This is a genomic window from Pseudomonas putida NBRC 14164 (assembly GCF_000412675.1).
In the GTDB taxonomy this organism is placed as follows: Bacteria; Pseudomonadota; Gammaproteobacteria; order Pseudomonadales; family Pseudomonadaceae; genus Aquipseudomonas; species Aquipseudomonas putida.
In genome coordinates this window covers 2,559,891-2,584,043 of sequence record NC_021505.1, presented here as the reverse complement: position 1 = coordinate 2,584,043, position 24,153 = coordinate 2,559,891, and the positions used below count along the sequence as shown (strand labels likewise).

Here is a 24,153-nt window from a genome sequence, read left to right as displayed (position 1 = left end):
GCGCGTAATGCCTGAACCATGCATTTTTTCTCAACAGTCAGTGCAGAAAACAACGTTTTTACAGATCAGTCCTCAGCAGTAGTCTGTGCGCGTACCCGACCACGGAACGTCGACCATGCTTCACTTGCTGCTGACCACCCTGCTACCGATCATCCTGCTGATTACCCTGGGTACTTTCCTGCGCCTGCGCGGCTTTCTGGCCGAGAGTTTCTGGCCCGGCGCCGAGCGCCTGAGCTACTACGTACTGCTACCTTCGCTGTTCCTGCACGGCCTGGCCACGGCCAACCTCGATGGCGTACCGGTGATGGGCATGGTCGGCGTGCTGATGCTCTCCACCCTGGCCGGCGCCGTGCTGCTGGTGCTGTACCAGGGCGCAATCAACCACGATGGCGCTGACTTCACCTCGGTCTTCCAGGGCGGTATCCGCTTCAACAACTACATCGGCGCTACCCTGGCCGCCGGCCTCTACGGCAGCGCCGGGATTGCCCTTGCTGCAGTGGCCAATGCCGCCATCGTGCCCTTGGTCAACCTGCTCTGCGTGCTGGTGTTCGCGCGTTTCAGCGCCCGCCACAGCTCACCGGCCACAGTGCTGCGGGCAATCTTCGCCAACCCGTTGATCGTCGGCTGTGCCGGCGGCCTGCTGCTGCGGGTAACGGGGCTGGGCTTGCCGCCGGGCATCGAACCCACGGTCAAGGCGCTGGGCCAGGCCGCCCTGCCAATGGGCCTGCTATGTGTGGGCGCAGCGCTAGGTGGGGCCAGCCTGGGCCAGCAGGTGCGGCCGCTGATGGCGGCGTCAGCATTCAAGTTCCTGATCATGCCCTTGACCACCTGGGGCCTGTGCCGCGTGCTGGGCCTGAGTGGCCAGGCAGCCGTGGTGGCGGTGCTGTTCCAGGCCCTGCCCACTGCGTCGTCCTCCTATGTAATGGCCAGGCAAATGGGTGGCAACGCCCCGCTGATGGCCACCATCATTGCCCTGCAGACCGTAGCGGCCGCCGCCACCCTGCCTTTGGTGTTAATGCTTACGCTTGGCTAGACTGGCAATCAGCCCCCACTCGGATGCCTCGCCATGCGCCCTGTCTGGATAGTGATCGGCTTGACCTCGGCCCTCCTCGCAGGCCCCTTGCACGCAGCCGACACGGCCAAGGCCGCAGTGGCCGAAGACAAGGCCGAAGTACTGGAAAAAAAGGTGGTCAACGATGCCCCGCCGCCAAAAAAAACAGAAAAACTGACCTCAAGCGAAACGCAAGCAGTCGACCCGGCCGGCCAGGCGCCCCTGGACGACAGCATCACCTGCCTGGCCCGCACCATCTACTGGGAAGCCAAGGGCGCCGATGCCGAAGACATGTCGGCGGTGGCCAGCGTGGTGCTCAACCGCCTTGGGCATGATGGTTTCCCCGACACCATCTGCGGCGTGGTCAAGCAGGGCGTCGAGACCAAGGCCTGCCAGTTTTCCTGGTGGTGCGACGGGCGCCCGGACCAGGTCGAGGAAGCGAAACGCTACGATGTGGCCAAGGAGATTGCCCGCAAGGCGCTCAACCAGCAATTGAAAGACCCCACCGGCGGCGCGCTGTACTTCCACGATCGCACGGTCCACCCCGACTGGGCCAAGGCCTACCGCAAGACTGCGCAGACCACGCACTTCCTGTTCTACAAGCCGCACCCGGCGTTGGCCCGTTGATACCGAAACAGCTGAAACCGCCAGCTCGATACGAATGATTAGCAACTCATCGCACTTTTCCAGCGACCAGTGGTCTACTCCCTCTTTTGCCGCCAGCAACGATTGCCGGCGTTTTCATTGCTTTGCACCCGCTAGGGCCAAAAGCCCCCAGCTTGTGTAGGATGAGCAGCGCATACCACGACGCTGCCAGTCATAGGGAGATCCACATGCGCGTCCTGTCATCCGTTGCCGCCTTGTCGCTGGGCCTGGTCGTCTCGACCGGAGCACTGGCTGTCACCGGCGAAGAGGCGCAGCTGATCGATTCGATCAATGTCTACCGCAGCAAGGCCCAGCCCTGCGGTGGCGAAGCGTCGCTGGAGCTGCCACCGCTCAACAGCGACACCCGCCTGGCACTGTCGCCAGAGGGCACCCGTGACTTGCAGCAGGCCATGACCCGCGCTGCCTACCCTATGGTCAACGTGCAGGCCATCAGCCTGTCGGGGCCACGCGATGCGCGCGCGGCCATGCATGCCATCGAAGAAAGCTTCTGCCAAGTGGTGCTAGACCCGCAGTTCGTCGATATCGGCGTCAGCCAGGAGGGCCGAGACTGGCGCATCGTGCTGGCCCGGCCGCTGCTCAGCGGCCGCCTGGGCGACTGGCAGGCCGAGGGGCAAAAGGTATTGCAAGAGATCAACGCTGCCCGCAAGGTGCCGCGCCAATGCGGCGGCCAGCCGTACGCCGCAGCCCCCGCCCTGAGCTGGAGCACGGTACTGGCCGGGGCCGCCGCCAACCACACACGGGCCATGGCCAACCAGAACTTCTTCGACCACATCGACAAGGATGGCCGCACCCCCGGCGACCGGGCGGAGCTGGCTGGCTACCTGTACCAGCAAGTCGGTGAAAACATCGCCGCCGGGCGTGACACCGCGCACAAGGTGGTTGATGGCTGGCTGGAGAGCCCGGGGCATTGCGCCACGTTGATGAACCCGGATTTCCGTGAGCTGGGTGCCGCCTATGCCGTGGACCCGAAGAGTGACGCAGGGATTTACTGGACGGGGTTATTCGGGACGCCGCAGTAACTCTGCAGCGGCTTCAGGTTGGGGGGGGTGCCTGCCCGCAACTCAAGGGCTGAACAACCAAACCGCCGCCGCACACATTTACCCAGGTAGCTGGCATCGCCCAGCCCCACCTCATCGGCAATCTGCGCCAGGCTGTGGCTTGAGTTGAGCAAGCGCCAGCGCGCCTGCTGCAAGCGCATTTCCAGCCACCAAGCCTTGGCGCTCATGCCGTGGCTGGCGTGGAACTGCCGGTCCAGCTGGCGCCGGCTGATGCCCAGTTCAGCGGCCAGTTGCTCGACCGCCAGCGGGGTGCCCAGGTGGTGACGCATCAGGGCCTGTGCCCGCTGCACCTGGCGCCCCTGGCCGGCGCCCAGTTCCAGCGAACGCAAGGCATGGCGGCTGTCGCGGGTTTCGTCCACCAGCATGTCGGCGAGCCCTTTGAGCGCCCGGCTCCGCCCACAGGCTTGTGACAACAGCGCCACCGCCAGGTCTATGGCCGCCGTGCCGCCAGCACAGGTGATACGGTTTGCGTCGATGCAATACAGTTGATCGCGCAGCACCTGCAACTGTGGGAACGCGGCGCGAAACTCGGCTTCGTGACGCCAGTGCACGACCACCTTGTGCCCCCGTAACAACCCGCACGCGGCCAACAGGAAGGCGCCATTGTCGACCCCCACCAGCTTGACCCCGGCTTTGCCGGCCTGCCTGAGCAAGGTTTGGTAGCGCGGCGCCAACGCAGCTGTAGCCATGGCATTGCGGCCGCCGAACACCACCAGGTAGTCGAAACTGGCCAGTTCCAGCTGGCCGGCCACCGCCTCGACCTGCACCACTGCACCGCTGCTCGACGGTACCGGGTCGAGCGTGAGCCCGGCCACAATCCAGCTGCAATACCGCTGCTGGCTGTAGTCTTCGTCGTCGGCGCTGAAACGCAATTTGTCGAGAAAGCCGCCGAATGGCAGCAGGGCGAAATCCGGTAACGGCAAGATCAGCAGGCGGATATCAGGCAACATGGCATTGCGTCCAGAAACGACTATTCAATGTCCAGATCATACCCTTGCTGACTGGGCACCGCGCCCTAGACTGGCACCCTTCAAATCAACAAGGCGTTGCACCATGGCACTCGACACCTGGCTTATCTACCTGCTGGCCAGCATCGGCCTGTCGCTGACACCAGGCCCCAACAGCCTGCTGGCCCTGACCCACGGCGCCCTGTATGGCGCCCGTCGTACGTTGTTCACCATTGTTGGCGGCGTGTTTGGCTTCAGCGCGCTTATCGGCCTGACCATGTTTGGCCTCAGCGCGTTGCTGCAAACCTCGGCTTCGGTGTTGAGCGTGCTCAAGTGGGTAGGCGGCGCTTACCTGGTCTGGCTGGGTATCCAGCTGTGGCGCAGCCCGGGCCTGCATCTGGAATTGACCGAGCGCAGTGCACGGCTCGGCAATGCGGGTTTGTTCCGCCAAGGCTTGTTGTCGGCCATGGCCAACCCCAAAGTGCTGCTGTTCTATGGTGCCTTCCTGCCGCAATTCATCGACCCGCAACGCGGGCTGATGCTGCAGTTCGTAGTGATGGCGGCGACCTTTGCCAGTGTGGAGTTTCTGGTCGAGTATGTGCTGGCCCGCCTGGCGTTTCGCATCCGGCCGTGGCTGGCCAAGGGTGGCAAAGGTTTCAATCGCTGCTGCGGCAGCCTGTTTGCCTTGATTGGCGTGGCGCTGCCGCTTGGCCGATAGCACCTGGACAGATATGCACGGTCTTTGCAGGAGCGCATACCGGTCAGGATCGGGAAGCTTTGGCCATAAAAGCGATCAATGCCAGGCCAGGCAACCCTGCCCCCACCAGCGCCACACCTTGCCAGCCAAACTGGCTGAACAGCGCACTGGCCACTGCCGACCCCAGCGCCCCACCCAGGAAGATGCTGGTCATGTACACCGCGTTCAGCCGCCCGCGGCTGGCCGGGTCCAGTGCATACACTTCGCGCTGGCCGATGACCATGTTCATCTGCACCGCAAAGTCCAGCAGCACGCCGGTCAGGCCCAGCCCGATCACGCTGTAGCCCGGCGTCGTCAAGCCCAGCAACAAGGCCGCCGGGGCCAGCAGCAGCGCCAGCAGCGAGCCGGCCCGTGCATGCCCGGCATCTGCCAGGCGGCCAGCCAAGGGCGCGGCAACGGCGCCCACCGCGCCCACCAGGGCGAACACGGCGATCTGGCTTTGCGACAGGCCGTGCTCACCCGCCAGCGCCATGGGCACCGCCGTCCAGTAAAGGCTGAACGCTGCGAACATCAGTGCCTGATACAACGAGCGCTGGCGCAGCAGCGGATAGCGGCGCAACAGTGTGAGCAACGACAGCATCAACCCGGCATAGCTGGCCTTGTGTTCAGGCCGCCGCTGCGGCAGGGTCAGCGCCAGTAGCAGGATGATCGCCAGCATCACCCCGGCAGCGCCAATGAACACCGCGCGCCAGCCGAAGTGGTCGGCCACCAGGCTGGACAACGGCCGCGCCAGCAGGATCCCAAGCAGCAACCCGCCCATGATGTTACCCACCACCCGGCCACGCTGCTGCTCCGGCGCCAGGTGCGCCGCGAGCGGAATGAGCATCTGCACCGCCACCGAACTGAACCCGATCAATAGCGCATAGCCCAGGAACAACTGGCCCTGGCCGCTGCTGCTGGTCCCTGCCAGCAGCAGGCTGACACACGCCAGCACTGCGGTGGCGACCATCAAGCGGCGGTTCTCCAGCAGGTCAGCCAGCGGCACCAGCAACAGCAGGCCCAAGGCATAACCCAGCTGGGTGAGTGAAACGATCAGGCTGGCATGCTCGGTGGACAGCCCCAGGTCCGGGGCGATCAAACCGACGATGGGCTGGGCGTAGTAGATGTTGGCCACGATCGCGCCGCAGCAGAACGCCAGCAGCACGACCAGTGCCCGGCTCAGGCCGGTTGCTGCAGGTTGCGCGGCGGCAAGGGAGGGATTCATGCGAGGTTCCTCGACAAGGGGTGGAATATGCCGGCTACCTTAACCAGGCGCGTCAGTGCCGGGAATCCAACCCTGGCGCAACGCGCCTTTGCGCACAGCGCAACGCTAGCCGTGCCGGCCTAACAAACCTTCGCAAAAATCGATAAACGCATTCACCCGCCGCGAACCACGGTGGTTGGGCAGGTACAGGGCGTTGATGCTGTCATTGGCCGTGCCAGGGCTGGCTCGCCAATCTGGGAACACCCGCAGCAGGCGCCCGGCCAGCACATCCTCGCGCACCAGCCAGTCGGCCAGCAGCGCGATGCCAGTGCCCGCCAGGGCGGCTTCGCGCAACATGTCGGCATTGGCACTGCGCAGCGGCCCGCTTACGTTCAACTCCAGGCTTTCCTGGCCAAGCACCAGTCGCCAGGGGCGCGCTTTCTGCCCGTAGCGAAAACGCAGGCAGGCGTGCTCCAGCAACTGCCGGGGGTGCTGCAACGTATCTCGCCCGGCCAGGTAAGCCGGGCTGGCCACCAGCCAACGCTCGAAGCAGCCGAGCTGGCGACACACCAATTCGTCATTGGCCGACGGGTCGCCCAGGCGAATCGACAGGTCATAGCGCCCGTCCAGCAGGTCATCCAGGCGGTCGCTGAGGTCGATGTCCAGCTCCAGCGCCGGGTGCCGTGCCAGAAACGGCCCCAGATGCGGGGCGATGACCCGCCTGCCGAACTCCACCGGCAGGCACAGGCGCAACACGCCGACAGGCTCCTCGCCACGGTCGGCAACACTGGCATCGGCCTCATCCAGCGCCTCGAAAATGCCCCGCGCACGCTCATAGTAACGGGCGCCGGCTTCGGTCAGGCTGACCTGGCGAGTCGAGCGGTTGAGCAACGTGGTGCCCAGCGCCGTTTCCAGCGCATCAACCAGGCGCGTTACCGACGAAGTGGCCAGCCCAAGCCTGCGCGCAGCGGCAGAAAAGCCCTGAGCATCGACAGTGGCCACGAACATCTTCATCGCCTGGAGTTTGTCCATTTGCTGCCCGTCATCCAAATCTCGGAAAGGTCTTACAAACAGCCGGGCGGGTCAAGAAGCGCGCTGCAGGGTATTTGCGTCCATAGTGGCAACACACCTTCAAAGCGAGGCTTTCCATGACACCGAATAACCTGCTGACTGCCCTGCCTCCCTGCGACCCCACCAGTGCCGAACGTGTCGACGAGCTGCTCAGCCGCCCTGGCGTGCGTGTGGAACGTATTGTCTCCAGCGGCCAGGCCAGCCCGCCCGGTTTCTGGTACGACCAGGCCGAAGGCGAGTGGATCGTGCTGCTCAGCGGTGCTGCGGGCCTGCGTTTCGAGCACGAGCACCACACCCGCTTGCTGGCGCCGGGCGATTGCCTGGACATCCCGCCCCACTCCCGCCACCGCGTGGAGTGGACCGCCCCCGGCACAGCCACCATCTGGCTGGCAGTGTTCTACACCAGCTCCACCCCGTGGCCAGCGTGATACCTGGCCATTTTTTACCCGACCAAAGTATGAATGCATATTACACAACGCGCATGAACACCCCATTTAATGCATTTTTAAACGCCTGATCTACACTTTTAGCCACACCATCGCACGATCAGCCCTGCGACAATCAGCCTCATAAAATTATGTACCAACTTGTTAATTAGCAAGCTAAGGGCTTAGACTGCGCGCATTCCACCTGCTGAGATCCCTGGCATGAACGAAACACCGCGCGCTTCTGGCGCCACAAACATCATCCTGATCGGCCTGGGCGTGATCATCGCCCTGCTCGGCCTCCTCCTGGCTGCTGGCGGCATCAAGCTGGCCGGCCTGGGCGGTTCCTTGTACTTCCTGATCGGCGGCCTGGCCATGGCCATCGCCGGTGTCCTCATCGCCCGCCGCAAGAAGGCCGGCGCATGGCTGTACGCAGCGTTCCTGATCGGTACCGCGATCTGGGCGCTGATCGACACCGGCCTGGTGTTCTGGCCACTGTTCTCGCGCCTGTTCATGTTTGCTGCGATCGGCATGGTCGTGGCGCTGGTCTACCCGCTGCTGGCCCGCGCCAACGGCGCCAGTGCCGGCCGTGGTGCCTACGGTGTTGCCGGGGTGATGGCCATTGCACTGGTGATCGCCGCCGGCAACATGTTCGTCGCCCACCCAAGCGTCGCCCCTACCGGCAAAGGCCCGGGCATGACCCCGGTCGAGGCTGGCAAAGAGCAGAAGGACTGGGCCCACTACGGCAACACCGAAGGTGGCAGCCGCTTCGCCGCGCTGGACCAGATCAACCGCGACAACGTCAACAAGCTGAAAGTCGCCTGGACCTATCACACCGGTGACGTGGCCATCAGCGACGGCAATGGTGCCGAGGACCAGCTGACCCCGTTGCAGATCGGCAACAAGGTGTTCATCTGCACCCCGCACAACAACCTGATCGCCCTCGATGCCGATACCGGCAAAGAGCTGTGGAAAAACGAAATCAACGCCCAGTCCAAGGTCTGGCAGCGTTGCCGTGGCATGGCCTATTTCGACGCCACTGCAGCCATCGCCCAGCCGACCCAGCCGAACAGCTCGCCGGTCGCCGGCGGTAGCGTGCCGGCCGGTGCCAACTGCCAGCGTCGTCTGCTGACCAACACCATCGATGGCCGCCTGATTGCCGTCGACGCCGACAACGGCGAGTTCTGCCAGGGCTTCGGCAACAACGGCCAGGTCAACCTGATGACCGGCCTGGGCAATGTGCCGGACTCCTATTACCAGCTCTCCTCCGCACCACTGATGGCCGGTACCACCGTGGTGGTCGGCGGCCGTGTCGCCGACAACGTCCAGACCGACATGCCAGGCGGCGTGATCCGTGGTTTCGACGTGGTCACCGGTGAAATGCGCTGGGCCTTCGACCCGGGCAACCCGGAAGACCGCCAGGCACCGCAGGGCGACAGCACCTACGTGCGCAGCACCCCGAACAGCTGGGCACCGATGTCCTACGACCCGGCAATGAACACCGTGTTCCTGCCGATGGGTTCGTCGTCCACCGACATCTACGGTGTAGAGCGCAGCAAGCTGGACCACACCTACGGCGCTTCGGTGCTGGCCCTGGACGCCACCACCGGCAACCAGAAGTGGGTGTTCCAGACCGTGCACAACGACCTGTGGGACTTCGACCTGCCGATGCAGCCGAGCCTGATCGACTTTACCAAGGACGACGGCCAGTCGGTTCCTGCGGTGGTGATCGGCACCAAGGCCGGGCAGATCTACGTGCTCGACCGCGCCACCGGCAAGCCGCTGACCCAGGTCGACGAAGTACCGGTCAAGCCAAGCAACATCCCGAACGAGCCGTACTCCCCAACCCAGCCGAAGTCGGTGGGCATGCCGCAAATCGGCGCGCAAACCCTGACCGAGTCGGACATGTGGGGCGCCACCCCGTATGACCAGCTGCTGTGCCGCATCGACTTCAAGAAAATGCGCTACGACGGCCTGTACACCGCGCCGGGCACCGACCTGTCGCTGAGCTTCCCGGGTTCGCTGGGCGGCATGAACTGGGGCAGCATTTCCACCGACCCGGTTCATGGTTTCATCTTCGTCAACGACATGCGCCTGGGCCTGTGGATCCAGATGATTCCGTCGCAGAACAAAGGTGGGGCATCTTCCGGCGGCGAAGCGCTTAACACCGGCATGGGCGCAGTACCGCTCAAGGGCACGCCGTATGCGGTGAACAAGAACCGCTTCCTGTCGGTAGCCGGCATCCCGTGCCAGGCACCACCGTTCGGCACCCTGACCGCCATCGACATGAAGACCCGCCAGGTGGCCTGGCAAGTACCGGTGGGCACCGTTGAAGACACCGGCCCGCTCGGTATCCGCATGCACCTGCCGATCAAGATCGGCCTGCCAACCCTGGGCGGCACCCTGTCGACCCAAGGCGGCCTGGTGTTCATCGCCGGCACCCAGGACTTCTACCTGCGCGCCTACGACAGCAGCAACGGTAACGAAATCTGGAAGGCTCGCCTGCCAGTGGGCAGCCAGGGCGGCCCGATGACCTATGTTTCGCCGAAGACCGGCAAGCAGTACGTGGTCGTCACTGCTGGCGGCGCCCGCCAGTCGACTGACCGCGGCGACTACGTGATTTCTTACGCCTTGCCGTAAGAGCGCGTCGCCCCCTTCGCGGGTGAACCCGCTCCCACAAGGTCAGCACTGGCCATGCGGGCGCGGGTTCAGCCGTGAATGGCCCTGAATAACAACCCGAGACACAGCAATGCCATCCGCAATTCGCATTACCCCTACCCTGCTGCTGGCCTTGGCCAGCACCACCGCCCTGGCCGACGGCGACCTGATGACCCGCAGTACCCTGACCGGCGACTGGGGCGGCCTGCGCCACCAGCTTGAAGACGACGGCGTGAAGTTCACCGGCGACTACAGCGGCGAAACCGCCTACAACGCCCACGGCGGCCTGCACCGCTCGGCGCGCTATTCGCAGAACCTGAAGCTGGGCGTGCAGTTCGACCTGTCGAAACTGTACGGCCTGGACAACGGCGGCAAGGTCCAGCTGACCATCAACGACCGCCGTGGTAACAGTGCCTCGGAAGACCTGGTAGGCAACCGCCTGCCGATCCAGGAAAACTTCGGTGGCCTGTACACCCGCCTGACCGAGCTGAGCTACGAGCGCACCCTGTTCACCCCGGCGCTCAACGTCAAGCTGGGCTACATGGCCATGGGTAACGACCTGGGCGGCCTGGACAGCGGCATCCTGTGCAACTTCATGAACGCCGGCTTCTGTGGCCACCCGCTGAACATGTCCGGTGGCAGCGGCTGGACCAACTACCCCAACGCTCACCTGGGCGTGCGGGTGAAGTACGACCTGTCGCCTGCCTGGCAATTGCGCGTGGCGGCGTTCAACGTCGACCCCGAGAGCAATGGCAACTCCAGCCGCGCCTGGCACCTGGGCCCCAAGCACACCACCGGCACCGTGGTACCGGTGGAGCTGGTGTACAAGCTGCAGGGTGAACTGCCCGGCGAGTACAAGCTGGGCTACTACTACGACAGCTCCGACGTGAAACGCATCGGCAGCGATGACGAAGTATCCGGCCGTGGCGGCCACTACCTGCTGATCGACCAGGCCGTGTGGAACGACCAAAGCTCGCCAGGCCGCAGCCTGCATGCCTTCGGCCAGTACTCGGCATCCAGCAAGGCCGCCTCGCCGTTCACCAAGTGGTATGGCGCCGGCGTGGTGCTGTACAAGCCGTTCGAAGGCCGCCCGAAAGATACGGTGGCGCTGGGTTACGGCCGTGCCGTGCCTAACCCGCGTAGCCGCGATGTGCTGGAAGACGCCGCCTTCAACGCTGGCCAGCAGTTCCCCGACATCGACAGCGCCGAGCAGTTGATCGAACTGAGCTATGGCTACCAGGCGACGCCATGGTTGAACCTGCGCCCGGATGTGCAGTACATCATCGAGCCGGGGGCGTTCTCGGGGAAGAAGATCGACAACGCGTTGGTGGTTGGCCTGCAGGTCAAGGCCAGCTTCTAACCTGAAGCAGACACCGATCCCTGCAGGAGCGACACAAGGTCGCTCCTGCATACGTTCTTTACCCTGTCAGACGGGAGCCTGCCGCAGGTAATCCACCAACCTCAGCAGCATGGCATCACACCCCCGTAACTGCTCGACACTGACGAATTCATCCGGCTTGTGCCCCTGGTCCATGCTGCCAGGCCCGCACACCACGGTCGGGATCCCTGCCTGGTCGAACAGGCCGCCTTCTGTACCAAACGCCACCGTGCCGAATTCATCCGTGCCACTGAGCAACGCCACCAGCCGCGCAGCCTCGCTGTCTGCCGATGTCGCCAGCCCTGGGTAGGCGCTCAACGGTTGTAGGCGAATCTCACTGGCCGCATTGACCTTGCGCATACGCGGCAGCAGCTCGGCCTCTGCATAAGTCTGCAACTGGTCGGCCACTGCCTGTGCCTCGAACCCTGGCAGCGCGCGCACTTCGAAATCGAACTCACACTCTGCCGGCACGATATTCAGTGCCCTGCCCCCTTTGATCACCCCGGTCTGCACCGTGGAGAACGGTGGGTCGAAGCGCACGTCGTGATGCACCGGCAATGCCAGCGCGTCACCGATGTCACCCAACTTGCCGATCAGCTTCGCCGCATACTCGATGGCATTCACCCCATACGGCGCATACGCCGAATGGCAGGCCGCACCCTGCACCTGGCAGCGCATCGCCAGCTTGCCTTTGTGCCCCAGCACCGGCTTCAGCTCGGTGGGTTCGCCAATCAGGCACAGGCGTGGCTTGTGCGGGCGCTGTTCGAGCGCGGCCAGCATCGACCGCACACCCAGGCAACCCACTTCCTCGTCGTAGGAAAATGCCAGGTGCACCGGCAGGTGCAACGGCTGGGCAAGGAACGCGGGCACCGCGGCCAGCACCGACGCGATGAAGCCTTTCATGTCGGCCGTGCCGCGGCCATACAGGCGCCCGTCACGTTCGCTCAGGGCAAACGGCTCGACGGTCCAGGCCTGGCCGTCCACCGGCACCACATCGGTGTGCCCCGACAGCACCACGCCGCCAACGCCCTGGGGGCCGATGGTGGCGAACAGGTTGGCTTTGGTGCCTTCGGGGTTATGGAACAGTTCACTTTCCACCCCCTGCTCTGCCAGGTAATCACGGATAAAGCCGATCAGCTCAAGGTTGGAGTCCCGGCTGACCGTTGCAAAGCCGACCAGCCGGGCCAGCAGCGCGCGGCTGGCAAAATCACTCATCGCCCGGCACCCCGTAGCTGGGCGCGGCCGTCGGGTTCAGGGCGCGGGTAACGTAATCCTGCATCTGCGGGCGGTACGCCTGCCACAGGCCATCGAGCACACCGATCGGGTCGGTATCGGCCCAGTCCACGCGCAGGTCCACCAATGGCCAGGTCAGCTCGCCAGCGATCTTCAACGCTGCCGAGTGCACCGGCCCGGCCTCGCCACCTGCGGCCATCGCCGCATGCATGGCAGCCAGCAAGCGGTCGGCCAGGTGCCCGCCGGCCTCTTCAAAGGCCAGGACCATCGCTTCGATCACCTGGGTCGAGGACAACAGGTTACCCGCCGCCGCGCATTGCTCACCGGCCACGGCATTGTGCGTGCCCAATGCCTCACGACCGGTGAACAGTGCCACCTGGCCTTGGCTGTCGATCACTGTGACCTGCCGGTACTCGCTCCAGCCATTGGCGCTCAGTACCCGGTCCAGCGCAGCCGCAGGCGGCAACTGGCCCTGCTCCAGGGCATCGAGAATCTGCGGGCCCAGTGCCGGCAAGGTGATGTTCTGGGTGGAAACAGCGCCAACACCCGCACGTACCCAAGGGCAGCGGGCCCCCACGGCGATGCTCGACGAACTGATGGCGATGCCGACCTGGCCGGTTTCCTGGCAGCGGCCAATGATGGAGAAGGTCATGGTAATGCTCCTGTTGTCCTGTGCGATGCAGGGCATTCTGGGCGCAACCTTCTAGCCCACGAAACCAACATTTTCCGAGGGGTTAGGCAGGAAAAAACTTTGCTGTGGCAGAGATCGTGCGCCGCGCGGGCGGCGCTCGATTTCCGCCCCCCAAAAAAGCCACGACATACACGGGATCAACACACCTACACACCACAAAATCCAAGGCCTTCGCCGTTTTATCGGCAAGCACCAGCTAAATACTATTTTCGCCATTTGTGCAGCATCCCTAGTCTGGCTCCAGGCAACGGCGGTCCTCCAAACCGACCTTACAAAAACCGCCTGAACAAGGGCTCGGACATGACACTGAACAACCTCGAAATCGACACGCTCGTCGTCGGCGCCGGCCAGGCCGGCGTGGCCATGAGCGAACACCTGAACAAGCTTGGCGTGCCGCACCTGGTGCTGGAGCGCAACCGCATCGCCGAGGCCTGGCGCACCGGCCGCTGGGACTCGCTGGTGGCCAACGGCCCGGTCTGGCACGACCGCTTCCCAGGCCTGGAATTCAACCTCGACGCCGACGCCTTCGCGGGCAAGGACCAAGTGGCCGACTACTTCGAGCAGTACGTACGCAAGTACAACCTGCCAGTGCGCACCGGCATCGAAGTGAAGCGCGTGGTGCGCAACAGCGACCGCCCTGGCTTCACCATCGAAACCAATGAAGGGGTGATCCGCGCCAACCGTGTGGTCGCTGCCACCGGCCCGTTCCAGAAGCCGGTGATCCCGGCCATCGCACCGAAAGACAGCAACCTGCACCAGATCCACTCCGCCGCCTACTTCAACCCCGGGCAGTTGCCTGAGGGCGCAGTGCTGGTGGTGGGCGCAGGCTCCTCCGGCGTGCAGATTGCCGAAGAACTGATGCGCGCAGGCCGCCAGGTGTACCTGTCGGTCGGTGCCCACGACCGCCCGCCACGGGCCTACCGCAACCGCGATTTCTGCTGGTGGCTGGGTGTGCTGGGTGAATGGGACGCAGAAATCGCCAAGCCCGGTCGCGAGCACGTCACCATCGCCGTCAGCGGCGCCCGTGGCGGCCACACCGTAGACTTCCGTGCCCTCGCCCATCAAGGCATGACCCTGGTCGGCCTTACCCAGTCGTTCGAGAACGGCGTGGCGCGTTTCCAGGACAACCTGGTCGAGAACATCAACCGCGGCGATGAAAACTACCTGGCCCTGCTGGATGCCGCCGATGCCTACATCGAAAGCAACGGCCTGGACCTGCCGGAAGAACCCGAAGCCCGCACTCGCCTGGCCGACCCGGCCTGCATGAGCAACCCGCTGCGCGAACTGGACCTGGCCAAGGCCGGCGTTACCAGCATCATCTGGGCCACCGGTTATGGCGTGGACTTCAGCTGGCTGCAGGTGGACACCTTCGATGCCAACGGCAAGCCCCAGCACCAGCGCGGCGTTGCCCGCGAACCTGGCGTGTACTTCCTTGGCCTGCCGTGGTTGTCGCGCCGGGGTTCGTCGTTCATCTGGGGCGTGTGGCACGACGCCAAGCACGTCGCCGGCCACATCGCCACGCAACGCACCTACCTGGCCTACCGCGACCGCGAACAGCGCGAGGCGGATGAGCAGCAAACCAACACGATCAGCAACGTCAGCACCCTCGGAGCCCACTGATGCCTACCCATACTCGCATCCGCATGTTCAACACCAAGGAAACCTACCCCAACCAGACCCTGGACAACGACCTGTGCCAGGCCGTGCGGGCCGGTAACACCATCTATGTGCGCGGCCAGGTCGGTACCGACTTCGAAGGCAAGCTGGTGGGCCTGGGTAACCCCCAGGCGCAGACCGAACAGGCGATGAAGAACGTCAAGCAACTGCTTGAAGAAGCGGGCTCGGACCTGTCGCACATCGTCAAGACCACCACCTACATCACCGACCCACGCTTCCGCGAGCCGGTGTACAAGGAAGTGGGCAAGTGGCTGAAGGGCGTGTTCCCGATCTCCACCGGGCTGGTGGTCGCCGGGTTGGCCCAGGCCGAGTGGCTGATGGAGATCGACGTGATCGCCGTGGTACCGGATCAGCAGTGACCCGCAACCTGCACAGCGGGTGACACAGGTCGCCTGCCGTGCAGCCAGCCGTGGGTTACCTGTGCCGCCGCTTGCAGCCGCTGCTCGGCGGGCAAGCCGGCGCACGGCACCTCAACACTGATCTTCACGTCCCCCGGCAACGCCGCCAGCAACGTTGCCAGCGGCAGCTGCCCTTCGCCCGGCAGCAAGCGGCCCTCGCGCGCTTCCGCGATGATCAGCGCCTCTGCAGGCGCCAGCATCGGTGCATCACACAGTTGCACCGCACGCAGCAAATGCGGGTCGACTGCGCCGATGTCGACCACCTGGCCACCGGAGCGGAACAGGTGCAAGGCATCAACCAACACGCCACTGTTGGCCTGCCCCGCCCCCGTCACCACCGCGCAAGCCTGTTGCAAAGTCGCCACCGGCCGCCAGCGCATGAACTCCAGGTCCACACGCAGGCCATGGCCACGCGCCAACTCACACAGCGCTGCAAAGTTGCTGGTCAGCCGTGCAACATCCTCATCGTCGCCGGACACTGTCAGGCTCACCGCGCCCAACTCGGCACCTGCCGCCAGCAGCGGCTGGTAGTCAGCCACCCGGGTTTGCGCCGTCAGCGACACGAACTCGATGTCCGTCACCCGCACGCCTTCCCCAGCCAGCACAGCCCGCAGCTCCCGCATTGCCTGGCTACCGGCCGCAACCGGGTAGGCCAGTGCACCCGCCATCACCGGGTGCAGGCGCAGCCCCACCGCACTGAACCCGGCGTGGCGCGCCTCGCGTACCAGCCTCGCCGGCGCCAGTTGCAGCGCCGTCAGGTGTGCCACGCCCAGGCCAGTCAATAGGTCGCCCTCCCACCACTGAGGTCGAAGACAAAGCCGGTGGTAAAGCTGCACTCGGGCCCGGCAATCCAGCTGACCATATTGGCGATCTCCTCGGCCTTGAGGAAGCGCCCCATGGGGATCTTGGCCTTGCTCGCGGCAATGTGTTCCGCTGTCATCTCGGCCATCAGCGGCGTCTCGACCATGGCCGGTGCCACGCAGTTGAGCAACACACCGTCCTGCGCCAGCTCCTTGGCCGCCGCCTTGGTGAAGGCGATGACCCCGGCCTTGGCGGCCGAATATGCCGAGATGTACTGCACCCCATCCTTGCCGGCCATGGAGGCGATATTGACGATGCGCCCGTAGCCACGTTCACGCATGTGCGGGATGGCGGTGCGGCAGCAATAGAACACACCGTTCAGGTCGATGGCGATGACTTTGTCCCAGGCCTCTGGCGGGTACTCCCACGACGCCACCACCGGGCCGTTGATGCCGGCATTGTTGACCAGGATCTGGACTTGGCCCAAGCGCGCCAGCGTCTCGGCAAAAGCCGCCTCGACCGAGGCCAGCGACGACACATCGACCGCTTGGCGCAGCACCGGCTCAAAGCCGTTTTCCACGCTGTTCCAGCCGTCGACAGCGAGGTCCCAGATCACCACTTGGGCGCCGGCCGTATGCAGGCGCTGGGCGATTGCCAGGCCGATGCCACGCATGCCACCGGTCACGATTGCGGTCTGGCCTTGCAGGTACTGGCTCATTGTTTAGCTCCATTTTCGACAGAAGGAATTTCCGGCAAGCGACGCAGGTCGCTGACCATGAACAGGTAGCACAGCGCCCCCAGCACGGTGATCGACGACACGAACGCCAAGGCCCAGACGAACGAGCCAGTCATCGAAACGATGATGCCGATGGTAAGGGGGGTAACGATGCCCGCCGCGTTGGCAAACAGGTTGAACAGGCCACCACTGAGGCCCAGCAAACCTTTGGGGGCAATGTCGGAGACGATCATCCAGGCGAGCGCCGACATGCCCTGGGCGAAATAGGCAATGCACAGGATGGTGATGACCAGCGCATCGGACTCCACATAGTTGGCCAGCACGATCACCGAAGCGGTGAGCAGCCCGGCGATAACCGGTAGCTTGCGCGCCACGTTCAGCGAGTAACCCCGGCGCAGCAAGGCGTCGGACAGCCAGCCGCCGACCAGCGTGCCCAGCGAAGCGGCAATGAACGGCAGCACCGCCACCCAGCCGACCTTGAGCCAGGGCATATGCCGCTCGGTGACCAGGTAAGTGGGGAACCAGGTCAGGAAGAACACGTTGGTGGAGTTGCAGGCGAACTGCCCCAGGCAGATGCCCAGCATGTTGCGGTGCTTGAGCAGCGCCGGGATCTGCGACCAACGGAACTGGGTGGCTTTCTGCCCGCCATCGACCACCCCGCCACCGGCGGCGATGTAGTCGAGTTCGGCCTGGTTGGCGGTGGTCGACTCGTGCGGCTCGTGGTACTTGCGCCACCACACCAGGCCATAGAGGATGCCCATCAGGCCCACGGCCAGCAGCAGAAAGCGCCAGCCATAGGCATGCAGCACCCAGAACAACAGCGGCGTCAGGAACGCCAGCCCGGTGTATTCGGCAAAGGTATAGATACCGGTCGCCCTGGCCCGCTCATTCTGCGGGAACCAGGTAGCCACTACCCGGCTGTTGGTAGGGAAACACGGTGCTTCGGTCATGCCCACCAGAAAGCGCATGCCCAGCAACGACAGAAAGCCCTGCGCCAGCCCTTGCAGGCCGGTGAACAGCGACCACAACGTCAGTGCCAGCCAGTAGGTGAGCTTGGTGCCCAACCGGTCGATGAGGATGCCACCGGGGATCTGCGCGGCAGCGTAGGTCCACGAGAAGGCAGAAAAAATCACCCCCATCATCGCCGCGTTCAGGCCCAGGTCGGCACTGATGCTGGGCGCGGCAATGCCCATCACACTGCGGTCGAGGTAGTTGATCATGGTGCCGCCCGATATCAGCGCCAGGATCATGAAGCGGGTGCGGGTGCGTTGCTGCGCGCGTGCCGGGGTGTCAAACACCCCGAGGCTGGCGTTCTGTTCAGTGTTCATGACGGTTGCTCTCTTGTTATTGGAATGGCAAAACGGGGTTCTAGGCGAACCCGAACAGACGTCGTGGGGTGTCCCACATCACTGCCTGGCGCAGCCGGGCATCCGGCATCAGGCGCTCGGCCAGTTTCAGCAACGGGCCGTAGTCCACCCGCGAGCGCTGGCGAATGAACGGCCAATCCGAGCCCCACACGCAGGCATCCGCACCGAAGGCTTCGAGCAAGGCGTGCACGTAGGCACGGCTTTGCTCCAGCAACGCATCGGCCGCCGCGAACTTCTGCATGCCAGACAGCTTGACGCTGGCGCGGCCACTGTCAGCCAGTTGCAGTAGCGCCTGGAAGCCCGGCTGCTGCACGCCAGCCGCCACGTCCGGCCGCCCGCAATGGTCGATCAGCAAATGTGCACGCGAGCCCTGAAGCAGGCTCCGCAGTTCAAGCAGTTGGTCTTCGCACACCTGCACCTGGGCGAACAGGTCGAGCTCGGCAAGCTTGCCCAACAGGCCGTCAACGTCCTTGAGGCTGGCTACCCCGTACAGCGCGGGATTGAAGGCGACACCGACCACCCCTTGCGCCTGCAGCGCAGCCAGCGCATCGAGCTGGATATCCACCTCGACCACCGCCACGCCCTTGAACCGCCCTTGCCCGGTGGCCAAGGCATGCAGCAGGCAGCGGTTGTCGGTGTGGTAGCCGCTGTTGGGGCCCACCAGCAAGGCATGTTGCACGCCATAGGTGTCCATCACCCGGGTGAACTGTTCCTGGGTGGCGACTTCCTGGCCAGAGGGGGCATAGGGTGCGTCGGGGTGGTAAGGGAAACGGGCGGGGTCAAACAGATGGTTATGGCAATCGATCTTCGGTTCGTCAAAGATGTTCACGCAGCACTCCCGGCAGCGCCACTGCGCTTGCCTTCAGATCTTGTTATTGTGCGCCGCAAGGGCAATTTGGCTGGGTTAACGATACTGCGTGGCCAGGTTTGGCGCTCATACCCAGATGGCAAAGACCATAACCGAAGGTAATAGATATGCTGCTTGGCAACGAAGGCGCAGACGCAAGCCCCATGGTGTTCAAGCTGCGGCACATGGAAGTGTTCCGTGCGGTGATGCTGACCGGCTCGATCAGCGCGGCGGCCAAGCTGCTGTACGTGTCGCAGCCGGCCGTCAGCAAGCTGATCCAGTACATCGAGGGGCGTTTGAGCTACCGCCTGTTCGAGCGCATCAACAACCGCCTAGTGCCCACGGCCGAGGCGCAGGTGCTGTTCCGCGAAGTCGAGCGGGTGTACCAGGCAGCGCTGGAGGTCAACGAATGCGCCCTGTCACTGGGTGCAGGCGGCCACCGCAAGCTGCGAATCTCGTGCAGCGCTTCGCTGTCGACGGTGGTCATCCCGATTGCCCTGGCCCAACTCAAGCGTGAGGCGCCTTCGCTGAACATCGAGTGGCAAACTTCGCTGATGGGCGAAATGCCCAACCAGATCCTGTCGAAAAAGGTCGACCTGTCGATTGCCGCCCTGCCCGTGGTACACGATCACCTGCATTCGCAGCCCTTCATGCGCGGGCGCATGGTGGTGGTGATGCCAACCGAGCACGCGTTGGCCGGGCATACCTCGCTGACCTTGCAACAACTGGAAGGCCATCCGCTGCTGCTGTTCAGGCCCGACATGCCGTTTGGCAAGCTGCTTGCCGAGCACATCGAGCGCCACGGCGCGCAATTGCCGTCACTTTTGTCGTTCACCAATGCCAACGAGGCTGTGGCGCTAGTCAAGCAAGGCATGGGCATCAGCGTGATCGACGAATTCGTGGCGCAGGACAGCGGCCTGGCGGTGGTGCCGCTGGCGGACGAAATTCACTTCGACATCAGCTTTGTCTATTCGCGCTTCGAGCCGCCATCGCATGCGGCGATGCACCTGATGCGCGTGTTGCAGGGCCAGGCGCAAAAGCTTGGGCGGGCGATGTAGGCTGGTGAGGCCATTGGGGCTGCTGCGCAGCCCATCCCCGGCAAGCCAGCTCCCACAAGGATGGCATTGTTCCCGGCTGGCGCGAACAGTGTTGGAGCTGGCTTGCCAGTGTTGGAGCTGGCTTGCCGGCGATGGGCCGCAAAGCGGCCCCGGCTGCTTGAGCTAGAAACCTACGGTTGCCGATAGGAGGTAGGTCCGCGGCGTGGAAAGGGTCAGCCCCGGCTCACTGTCATCCGAGGCACCGGCCGAGCTCCAGTAGCGATCATCCAGCACGTTCTCGACACTGGCCCGCAAGGTAACCTCGGTAGCGTCCACGTTGAAGGCGTAGCGCGCCCCCAGGTCGTAGCGCTCCCAGCCGTCGATCTGCTTGCTGTTGTTCTGGTCCAGGTATTGCGAGCTGGAGTGAATGCCCCGCGCCGTCAGTGTCAGGCCACTCACTCCCGGCACGTCCCATTCGGCGCCGAGGTTGACGTTGTACTCGGGCGTGGCCGGCGCGCGGTTGCCATCAACGGCGCCACCCACGGTATCGGTCAGCTCGCTGTCGATATACATCACCCCACCCAGCACCCGCACCCCTTGTACGGGCTCACCGAACACGCTCAGCTCGATACCACGGTTGTCGCGTTTGCCATTGGGGCCGAACACCCGCGAAGTGGCGTTGGTCTCGTAGGCCGGCTGGCGGATGCGGAAGGCACTGGCGGTAAAGGCGACCTGGCCCAGGTCGTACTTGGCCCCCACCTCAACCTGGCGGCTGGTGAACGGCGGGAAGATCTGGTCTTCGTTGACCGAGGTCGACGGTGCGATCTTGCCCTGGCTCAGGCCTTCCATGTAGTTGGCGTACAACGACAGCTGGTCGGTAACCTTGAGCAACACGCCGCCAGAGGGCGAGACTTTTTCTTCGTCGTAGGCGGTGTCGCCTTTGACGCCATCGCTCCAGTCATCCACTTGCACCCGCTGCCAACGTGCCCCCAGGGTCAGCAACAGGCGGTCATCGAAAAACCCGAGGGTGTCGGCCAAAGCCACGCCAGAGAAGCGGTTTTCCGTGTAGACCTCTGGATCAATGCGGGTGGGCGTACCAGGCATCGGTGTCGCTACCGGGTTGTAGAGGTTACTGGGCGCCGAAGCATAGCGCGCGCCGCCGTTGGTGAAGTCCATGTAGAAGTAGGTAGCGGCCAGGTTCAGTTCGTGGCTGACTGGCCCGGTGTGGAACCAGTTGCGCACACCCGCCATGGCGGTGCGCACCGTTTCATCGCGGGTAAAGTCGCGCGGCTGCACGGTGAAGTCACCGGCATCGTTGGTGATGGATACGTTGTGCCGCAGGAAGTCATGGTTGCTTTTGCGCGCGCCGATAGCGCCATAGGCCAGCAGCGACTCGCTGACGTCGTACTCGGCATGCAGTGCGCCAAAGGTGTCGTTGGTGCGCGCCTTGCTCCAGGCCTGGGCATAGTTGTGGCGTACATCGTTGGCGTCCGGCACTTTGGCGTTGGCACCGACCAGCACACGCTCTTGCGGCGCATCGGTGTCACGCTCGGTGTGGCCGAGGTCTGCCGACAACCGCAGGCGCTCGCCACGAAAATCCAGGCCCAGCACCGCCATTTCGCGCTCGACGCGCTGGTGGTCCCACTCGGTATCGCCCGCCTGCTTCACACCGTTGAAGCGCACGCCAAACTGCTGACCTTCGCCAAAGCGCCGGCCAACGTCCACCGCGCCGCCTGCCTGGCCAGCCGACGCATAGCTGCCGGTGAACTCGGTGATCGGCTTGTCGCCGGCCCGCTTGGGCTGCACATTGATGCCGCCGCCCACGCTGCCACGCGGTGAAATGCCGTTGATCAACTGGCTGGGGCCTTTGATGATATCGACCCGGTCGGCCATTTCCATGTCGATCGAGTAGGTCGGCAAGATGCCGTACAGGCCGTTGTACGCCACGTCACTGTTGAACAGGCTGAAGCCGCGAATGGTGAATTGCTCGAAACGCCCACCCGCCGGGTTGGTCGCACGCACCGAGGGGTCGGTGGCGATGAGCTCGCCCAAGGTGCGTGCTTGCTGGTTCTTCACCAGCTCGCTGGTGTAGCTGGTGATGCTGAACGGGGTTTCCATGAAATCGCGTGCGCCAAGCAGGCCCTGTGCACCTTGGCGCGCAACCTGCCCACCGGCATATGGCTGTGCTTCACCGCCTGCCGCCAGGCCGCCGACAATGCTGGTAGGGGCAATTTCCAGCGCGCCACCCGCCTGGGGTGCCGGTACCAGAGTGAACGCGCCCTCACCCACGGGCAGCAATTGCAGGCCGCTGCCACTCAGCAGCTGCAAGAACCCTTCTTCGACACTGTAGCGACCCGACAGGCCATTGCTCTGCCGGCCCTGGACCAGTGCCGGGTCCAGCGAAAGGCTGACGCCGGCCTGGTCGGCAAACCGGGTGAGTGCGGCGCCCAGGCTGGCGGCTGGCACCTGATAGGCACGCCGCGCCGCTTCATCGGCCCAGGCGGGTGCACACAACAACAGGCTCATGGCAAACAACGGACGCGCTGCGCGCACCAGTGGGCGCAGGCGGCAAGACATTAGTGCAGGCATTGAACAAGGCTCCCCTTTGGTTTCTGCTACCGGTAATGACCGGCGAGTGAAAAAAAGGGGACAGCCTCATGCGCGATTTTCTCGCGCCGCCAGGCTCACCCAGTAACGCGTGCGCGTCTGCACCTGCAATGGCAGGCTGGCGGCCAGCAAGGCCAGCACCCGGTCGGTATCGTCCAGGCGGAAAGTGCCAGTCACCCGCAGGCGTTCCAGTTCCGGCGCCCAGCGCAGCACACCGTGGCGATACCTTCGCAGCTCATGCAACAGCTCGCCCAAGGGGCGGTCATCCAGCCGCAGCACGCCTTCGCGCCAACCCAACAACCATTCGTCCAGGACTGTGACCGGCCCGACGTCTGCCACCTGCAAGCTGGCCTGCTGCCCGGCCTGCACCACCCGGGCCGGGCCACGCAGTGGCTGCAGGCTGGCCAGCCCCGTGACGACCGAAACCCGGCAGGCCTGATCGACCAGGCGCAAGCACACTTCGCCCGCATTGAAGCCGCCACCGCCAAGTGCAACCTGGCCGTAAGGCACCTGCACGGCCAGGCTCAGGTTATCGGGCATCCTGATCGCCACTTCGCCGCGCAACAGCGTCAGCCGGCGCGCGCCCAGGTCGACGTCCACCGCACTGTCAGTGTTCAACTGCACAAAGGTGCCATCGCTCAGCAGCACCTGCCGGCGCTCCCCTACTGCGGTGCGCATGTCGGCCGTCCAGGCCTCCAGCGGCAATTCCTGGCTTGCCAGCCACGCGGCCGGTAGCAATGCTGCTACACCCAGGGCTTGCTTGAGGAGCGCGCGGCGGCCGGGGTCCGGGCGGTCCAGAGTGGCCAGGGCCAAGGCACCGGGTAATCCGGAAAAACGCTCGCGCAGCACTGAAGCCTTTTGCCAGGCGTCTTCGTGCAGCCTGTTGCTGGCCCGCCATTGCGCCAGGCGCAACAAATCCGTCTCGCTGACGTTGCCAGAATCCAGCAGCGCCAGCCAGCGGGCGGCAGCACGCACAGCTTCGCGGGTTTCGGGTGAGTGGGTGGTCATTGCAACTCGACCAGCAGGCAATGTTCGTAGGCCTGCGCCATGTAACGTTTGACGGAGCGTTCGCAAACGCCCAGGCGCTTGCCTATTTCGGCGTAACCCAGGCCTTCGAGCTGGCTCCATAGAAAGGCCTTGCGCACCGGCGCCTTCAGGCCATCGAGCAGCTCATCCAGGGCTTGCAGGGTTTCCAGCAACACCCAGCGCTGCTCTGGCGAGGGCACGTGCTGCTCGGGCAGATGCGCCAGGGCATCAAGGTAGGCCTGCTCCAGGCTGCGCCGCTGGTAGAAGTTGCTCAACAGCCGCTTGCCCACGGTCAGCAAGTAGGCGCGTGGCTCACGAATGTCTGCCAATGGCTGGGCACTGGTCAATACCCGCAGGAAGGTATCCTGGCTGAGGTCGGCGGCATCCCAGGCATTGCCCAGGCGCCGGCGTAGCCAGGTTTCAAGCCAGCTGCGATGCTCCCGGTACAGGGCAGGCAAGCTAGGCTCCGGTGGCGGCGCGGCGTCGATCATGGGGATGGCCCTGCGGCGGCGTAAATAGGATTAATTCTAATTTACGTT

22 protein-coding genes are annotated in these 24,153 nt (G+C 64.3%); 10 read left to right on the top strand and 12 right to left on the bottom strand.

Annotated elements, in window-relative coordinates; genetic code table 11:
- The first annotated feature begins 115 nt into the window (after positions 1-115).
- From PP4_RS11520 to PP4_RS11510, 3 genes are all read left to right on the top strand, one after another.
- The gene (locus PP4_RS11520) at positions 116-1,033 is read left to right on the top strand and encodes an AEC family transporter (RefSeq protein WP_016499350.1); all 918 of its coding nucleotides are present in this window, start codon (positions 116-118) and stop codon (positions 1,031-1,033) included.
- 33 nt (positions 1,034-1,066) lie between these two features.
- Positions 1,067-1,678: a cell wall hydrolase gene (locus tag PP4_RS11515; RefSeq protein ID WP_016499349.1), complete on the top strand. Its 612-nt coding sequence runs from the start codon at positions 1,067-1,069 to the stop codon at positions 1,676-1,678.
- A gap of 206 nt (positions 1,679-1,884) precedes the next feature.
- On the top strand, positions 1,885-2,736 hold the full coding sequence (locus PP4_RS11510) for a CAP domain-containing protein (protein WP_016499348.1): 852 nt from the start codon (positions 1,885-1,887) through the stop codon (positions 2,734-2,736).
- Here the strand turns inward: PP4_RS11510 and PP4_RS11505 are convergent.
- Positions 2,703-3,725 (bottom strand): GlxA family transcriptional regulator, encoded by a 1,023-nt coding sequence (locus PP4_RS11505; protein ID WP_016499347.1) that lies wholly within the window; start codon positions 3,723-3,725, stop codon positions 2,703-2,705. The genes PP4_RS11510 and PP4_RS11505 overlap by 34 nt on opposite strands.
- Positions 3,726-3,828: 103 nt before the next feature.
- On the opposite strand from PP4_RS11505, the gene PP4_RS11500 reads away from it, so the two are divergent.
- The gene (locus PP4_RS11500; RefSeq protein ID WP_016499346.1) at positions 3,829-4,440 is read left to right on the top strand and encodes a LysE family translocator; all 612 of its coding nucleotides are present in this window, start codon (positions 3,829-3,831) and stop codon (positions 4,438-4,440) included.
- Between the two features lie 43 nt (positions 4,441-4,483).
- On the opposite strand, the gene PP4_RS11495 is transcribed toward PP4_RS11500, so the two are convergent.
- Positions 4,484-5,683 carry an MFS transporter gene (locus PP4_RS11495; RefSeq protein WP_016499345.1) on the bottom strand — a complete coding sequence of 400 codons (1,200 nt, stop codon included), beginning with the start codon at positions 5,681-5,683 and terminating at the stop codon, positions 4,484-4,486.
- A gap of 105 nt (positions 5,684-5,788) precedes the next feature.
- The gene (locus tag PP4_RS11490) at positions 5,789-6,694 is read right to left on the bottom strand and encodes a LysR family transcriptional regulator (RefSeq protein WP_016499344.1); all 906 of its coding nucleotides are present in this window, start codon (positions 6,692-6,694) and stop codon (positions 5,789-5,791) included.
- A 116-nt stretch (positions 6,695-6,810) separates the two neighbouring features.
- Between PP4_RS11490 and PP4_RS11485 the strand changes: the two genes are divergently transcribed.
- The 3 genes from PP4_RS11485 (at position 6,811) to PP4_RS11475 (ending at position 11,176) form a co-directional block, all read left to right on the top strand.
- A complete protein-coding gene (locus tag PP4_RS11485) occupies positions 6,811-7,161 on the top strand; it encodes a cupin domain-containing protein (protein ID WP_016499343.1) in 351 nt (116 codons plus the stop codon).
- 219 nt (positions 7,162-7,380) lie between these two features.
- Positions 7,381-9,798, top strand: a complete 2,418-nt coding sequence (locus PP4_RS11480; protein WP_016499342.1) for a glucose/quinate/shikimate family membrane-bound PQQ-dependent dehydrogenase — start codon at positions 7,381-7,383, stop codon at positions 9,796-9,798.
- A gap of 109 nt (positions 9,799-9,907) precedes the next feature.
- Complete coding sequence (locus PP4_RS11475; RefSeq protein WP_016499341.1) at positions 9,908-11,176, top strand: carbohydrate porin; 1,269 nt, start codon at positions 9,908-9,910, stop codon at positions 11,174-11,176.
- 66 nt (positions 11,177-11,242) lie between these two features.
- On the opposite strand, the gene argE is transcribed toward PP4_RS11475, so the two are convergent.
- Both argE and PP4_RS11465 read right to left on the bottom strand, forming a co-directional pair.
- The gene (argE, locus tag PP4_RS11470; RefSeq protein WP_016499340.1) at positions 11,243-12,409 is read right to left on the bottom strand and encodes an acetylornithine deacetylase; all 1,167 of its coding nucleotides are present in this window, start codon (positions 12,407-12,409) and stop codon (positions 11,243-11,245) included.
- A complete protein-coding gene (locus PP4_RS11465; protein ID WP_016499339.1) occupies positions 12,402-13,079 on the bottom strand; it encodes a DUF1028 domain-containing protein in 678 nt (225 codons plus the stop codon). The genes argE and PP4_RS11465 overlap by 8 nt, the downstream gene beginning before the upstream one ends.
- A gap of 339 nt (positions 13,080-13,418) precedes the next feature.
- On the opposite strand from PP4_RS11465, the gene PP4_RS11460 reads away from it, so the two are divergent.
- Both PP4_RS11460 and PP4_RS11455 read left to right on the top strand, forming a co-directional pair.
- Entirely contained in the window at positions 13,419-14,738 is a 1,320-nt protein-coding gene (locus PP4_RS11460; RefSeq protein ID WP_016499338.1) for a flavin-containing monooxygenase, read from the top strand.
- Positions 14,738-15,154: a RidA family protein gene (locus PP4_RS11455; protein WP_016499337.1), complete on the top strand. Its 417-nt coding sequence runs from the start codon at positions 14,738-14,740 to the stop codon at positions 15,152-15,154. The genes PP4_RS11460 and PP4_RS11455 overlap by 1 nt, the downstream gene beginning before the upstream one ends.
- Here PP4_RS11455 and PP4_RS11450 read toward each other — a convergent pair.
- Genes PP4_RS11450 through PP4_RS11435 form a run of 4 tightly spaced genes read right to left on the bottom strand, consistent with a single transcriptional unit; the run spans position 15,145 to position 18,926 of the window.
- Positions 15,145-15,975 carry a sugar phosphate isomerase/epimerase family protein gene (locus PP4_RS11450; protein ID WP_016499336.1) on the bottom strand — a complete coding sequence of 277 codons (831 nt, stop codon included), beginning with the start codon at positions 15,973-15,975 and terminating at the stop codon, positions 15,145-15,147. The genes PP4_RS11455 and PP4_RS11450 overlap by 10 nt on opposite strands.
- On the bottom strand, positions 15,972-16,712 hold the full coding sequence (locus PP4_RS11445) for an SDR family NAD(P)-dependent oxidoreductase (protein ID WP_016499335.1): 741 nt from the start codon (positions 16,710-16,712) through the stop codon (positions 15,972-15,974). The genes PP4_RS11450 and PP4_RS11445 overlap by 4 nt, the downstream gene beginning before the upstream one ends.
- Positions 16,709-18,058, bottom strand: a complete 1,350-nt coding sequence (locus PP4_RS11440) for an MFS transporter (protein WP_016499334.1) — start codon at positions 18,056-18,058, stop codon at positions 16,709-16,711. The genes PP4_RS11445 and PP4_RS11440 overlap by 4 nt, the downstream gene beginning before the upstream one ends.
- A gap of 40 nt (positions 18,059-18,098) precedes the next feature.
- A complete protein-coding gene (locus PP4_RS11435; RefSeq protein WP_016499333.1) occupies positions 18,099-18,926 on the bottom strand; it encodes an amidohydrolase family protein in 828 nt (275 codons plus the stop codon).
- Positions 18,927-19,072: 146 nt separating this feature from the next.
- Here PP4_RS11435 and PP4_RS11430 point away from each other — a divergent pair, with 146 nt between their 5' ends.
- On the top strand, positions 19,073-20,002 hold the full coding sequence (locus tag PP4_RS11430; protein ID WP_016499332.1) for a LysR family transcriptional regulator: 930 nt from the start codon (positions 19,073-19,075) through the stop codon (positions 20,000-20,002).
- Between the two features lie 162 nt (positions 20,003-20,164).
- Here the strand turns inward: PP4_RS11430 and PP4_RS11425 are convergent, their stop codons facing one another.
- The 3 genes from PP4_RS11425 to PP4_RS11415 all read right to left on the bottom strand — a co-directional run bounded on the left by PP4_RS11425 (position 20,165) and on the right by PP4_RS11415 (position 24,105).
- Complete coding sequence (locus PP4_RS11425) at positions 20,165-22,570, bottom strand: TonB-dependent receptor (RefSeq protein ID WP_016499331.1); 2,406 nt, start codon at positions 22,568-22,570, stop codon at positions 20,165-20,167.
- A 66-nt stretch (positions 22,571-22,636) separates the two neighbouring features.
- Positions 22,637-23,596, bottom strand: a complete 960-nt coding sequence (locus PP4_RS11420) for a FecR domain-containing protein (RefSeq protein ID WP_016499330.1) — start codon at positions 23,594-23,596, stop codon at positions 22,637-22,639.
- Entirely contained in the window at positions 23,593-24,105 is a 513-nt protein-coding gene (locus tag PP4_RS11415) for a sigma-70 family RNA polymerase sigma factor (RefSeq protein WP_016499329.1), read from the bottom strand. The genes PP4_RS11420 and PP4_RS11415 overlap by 4 nt, the downstream gene beginning before the upstream one ends.
- Positions 24,106-24,153: the final 48 nt, after the last annotated feature.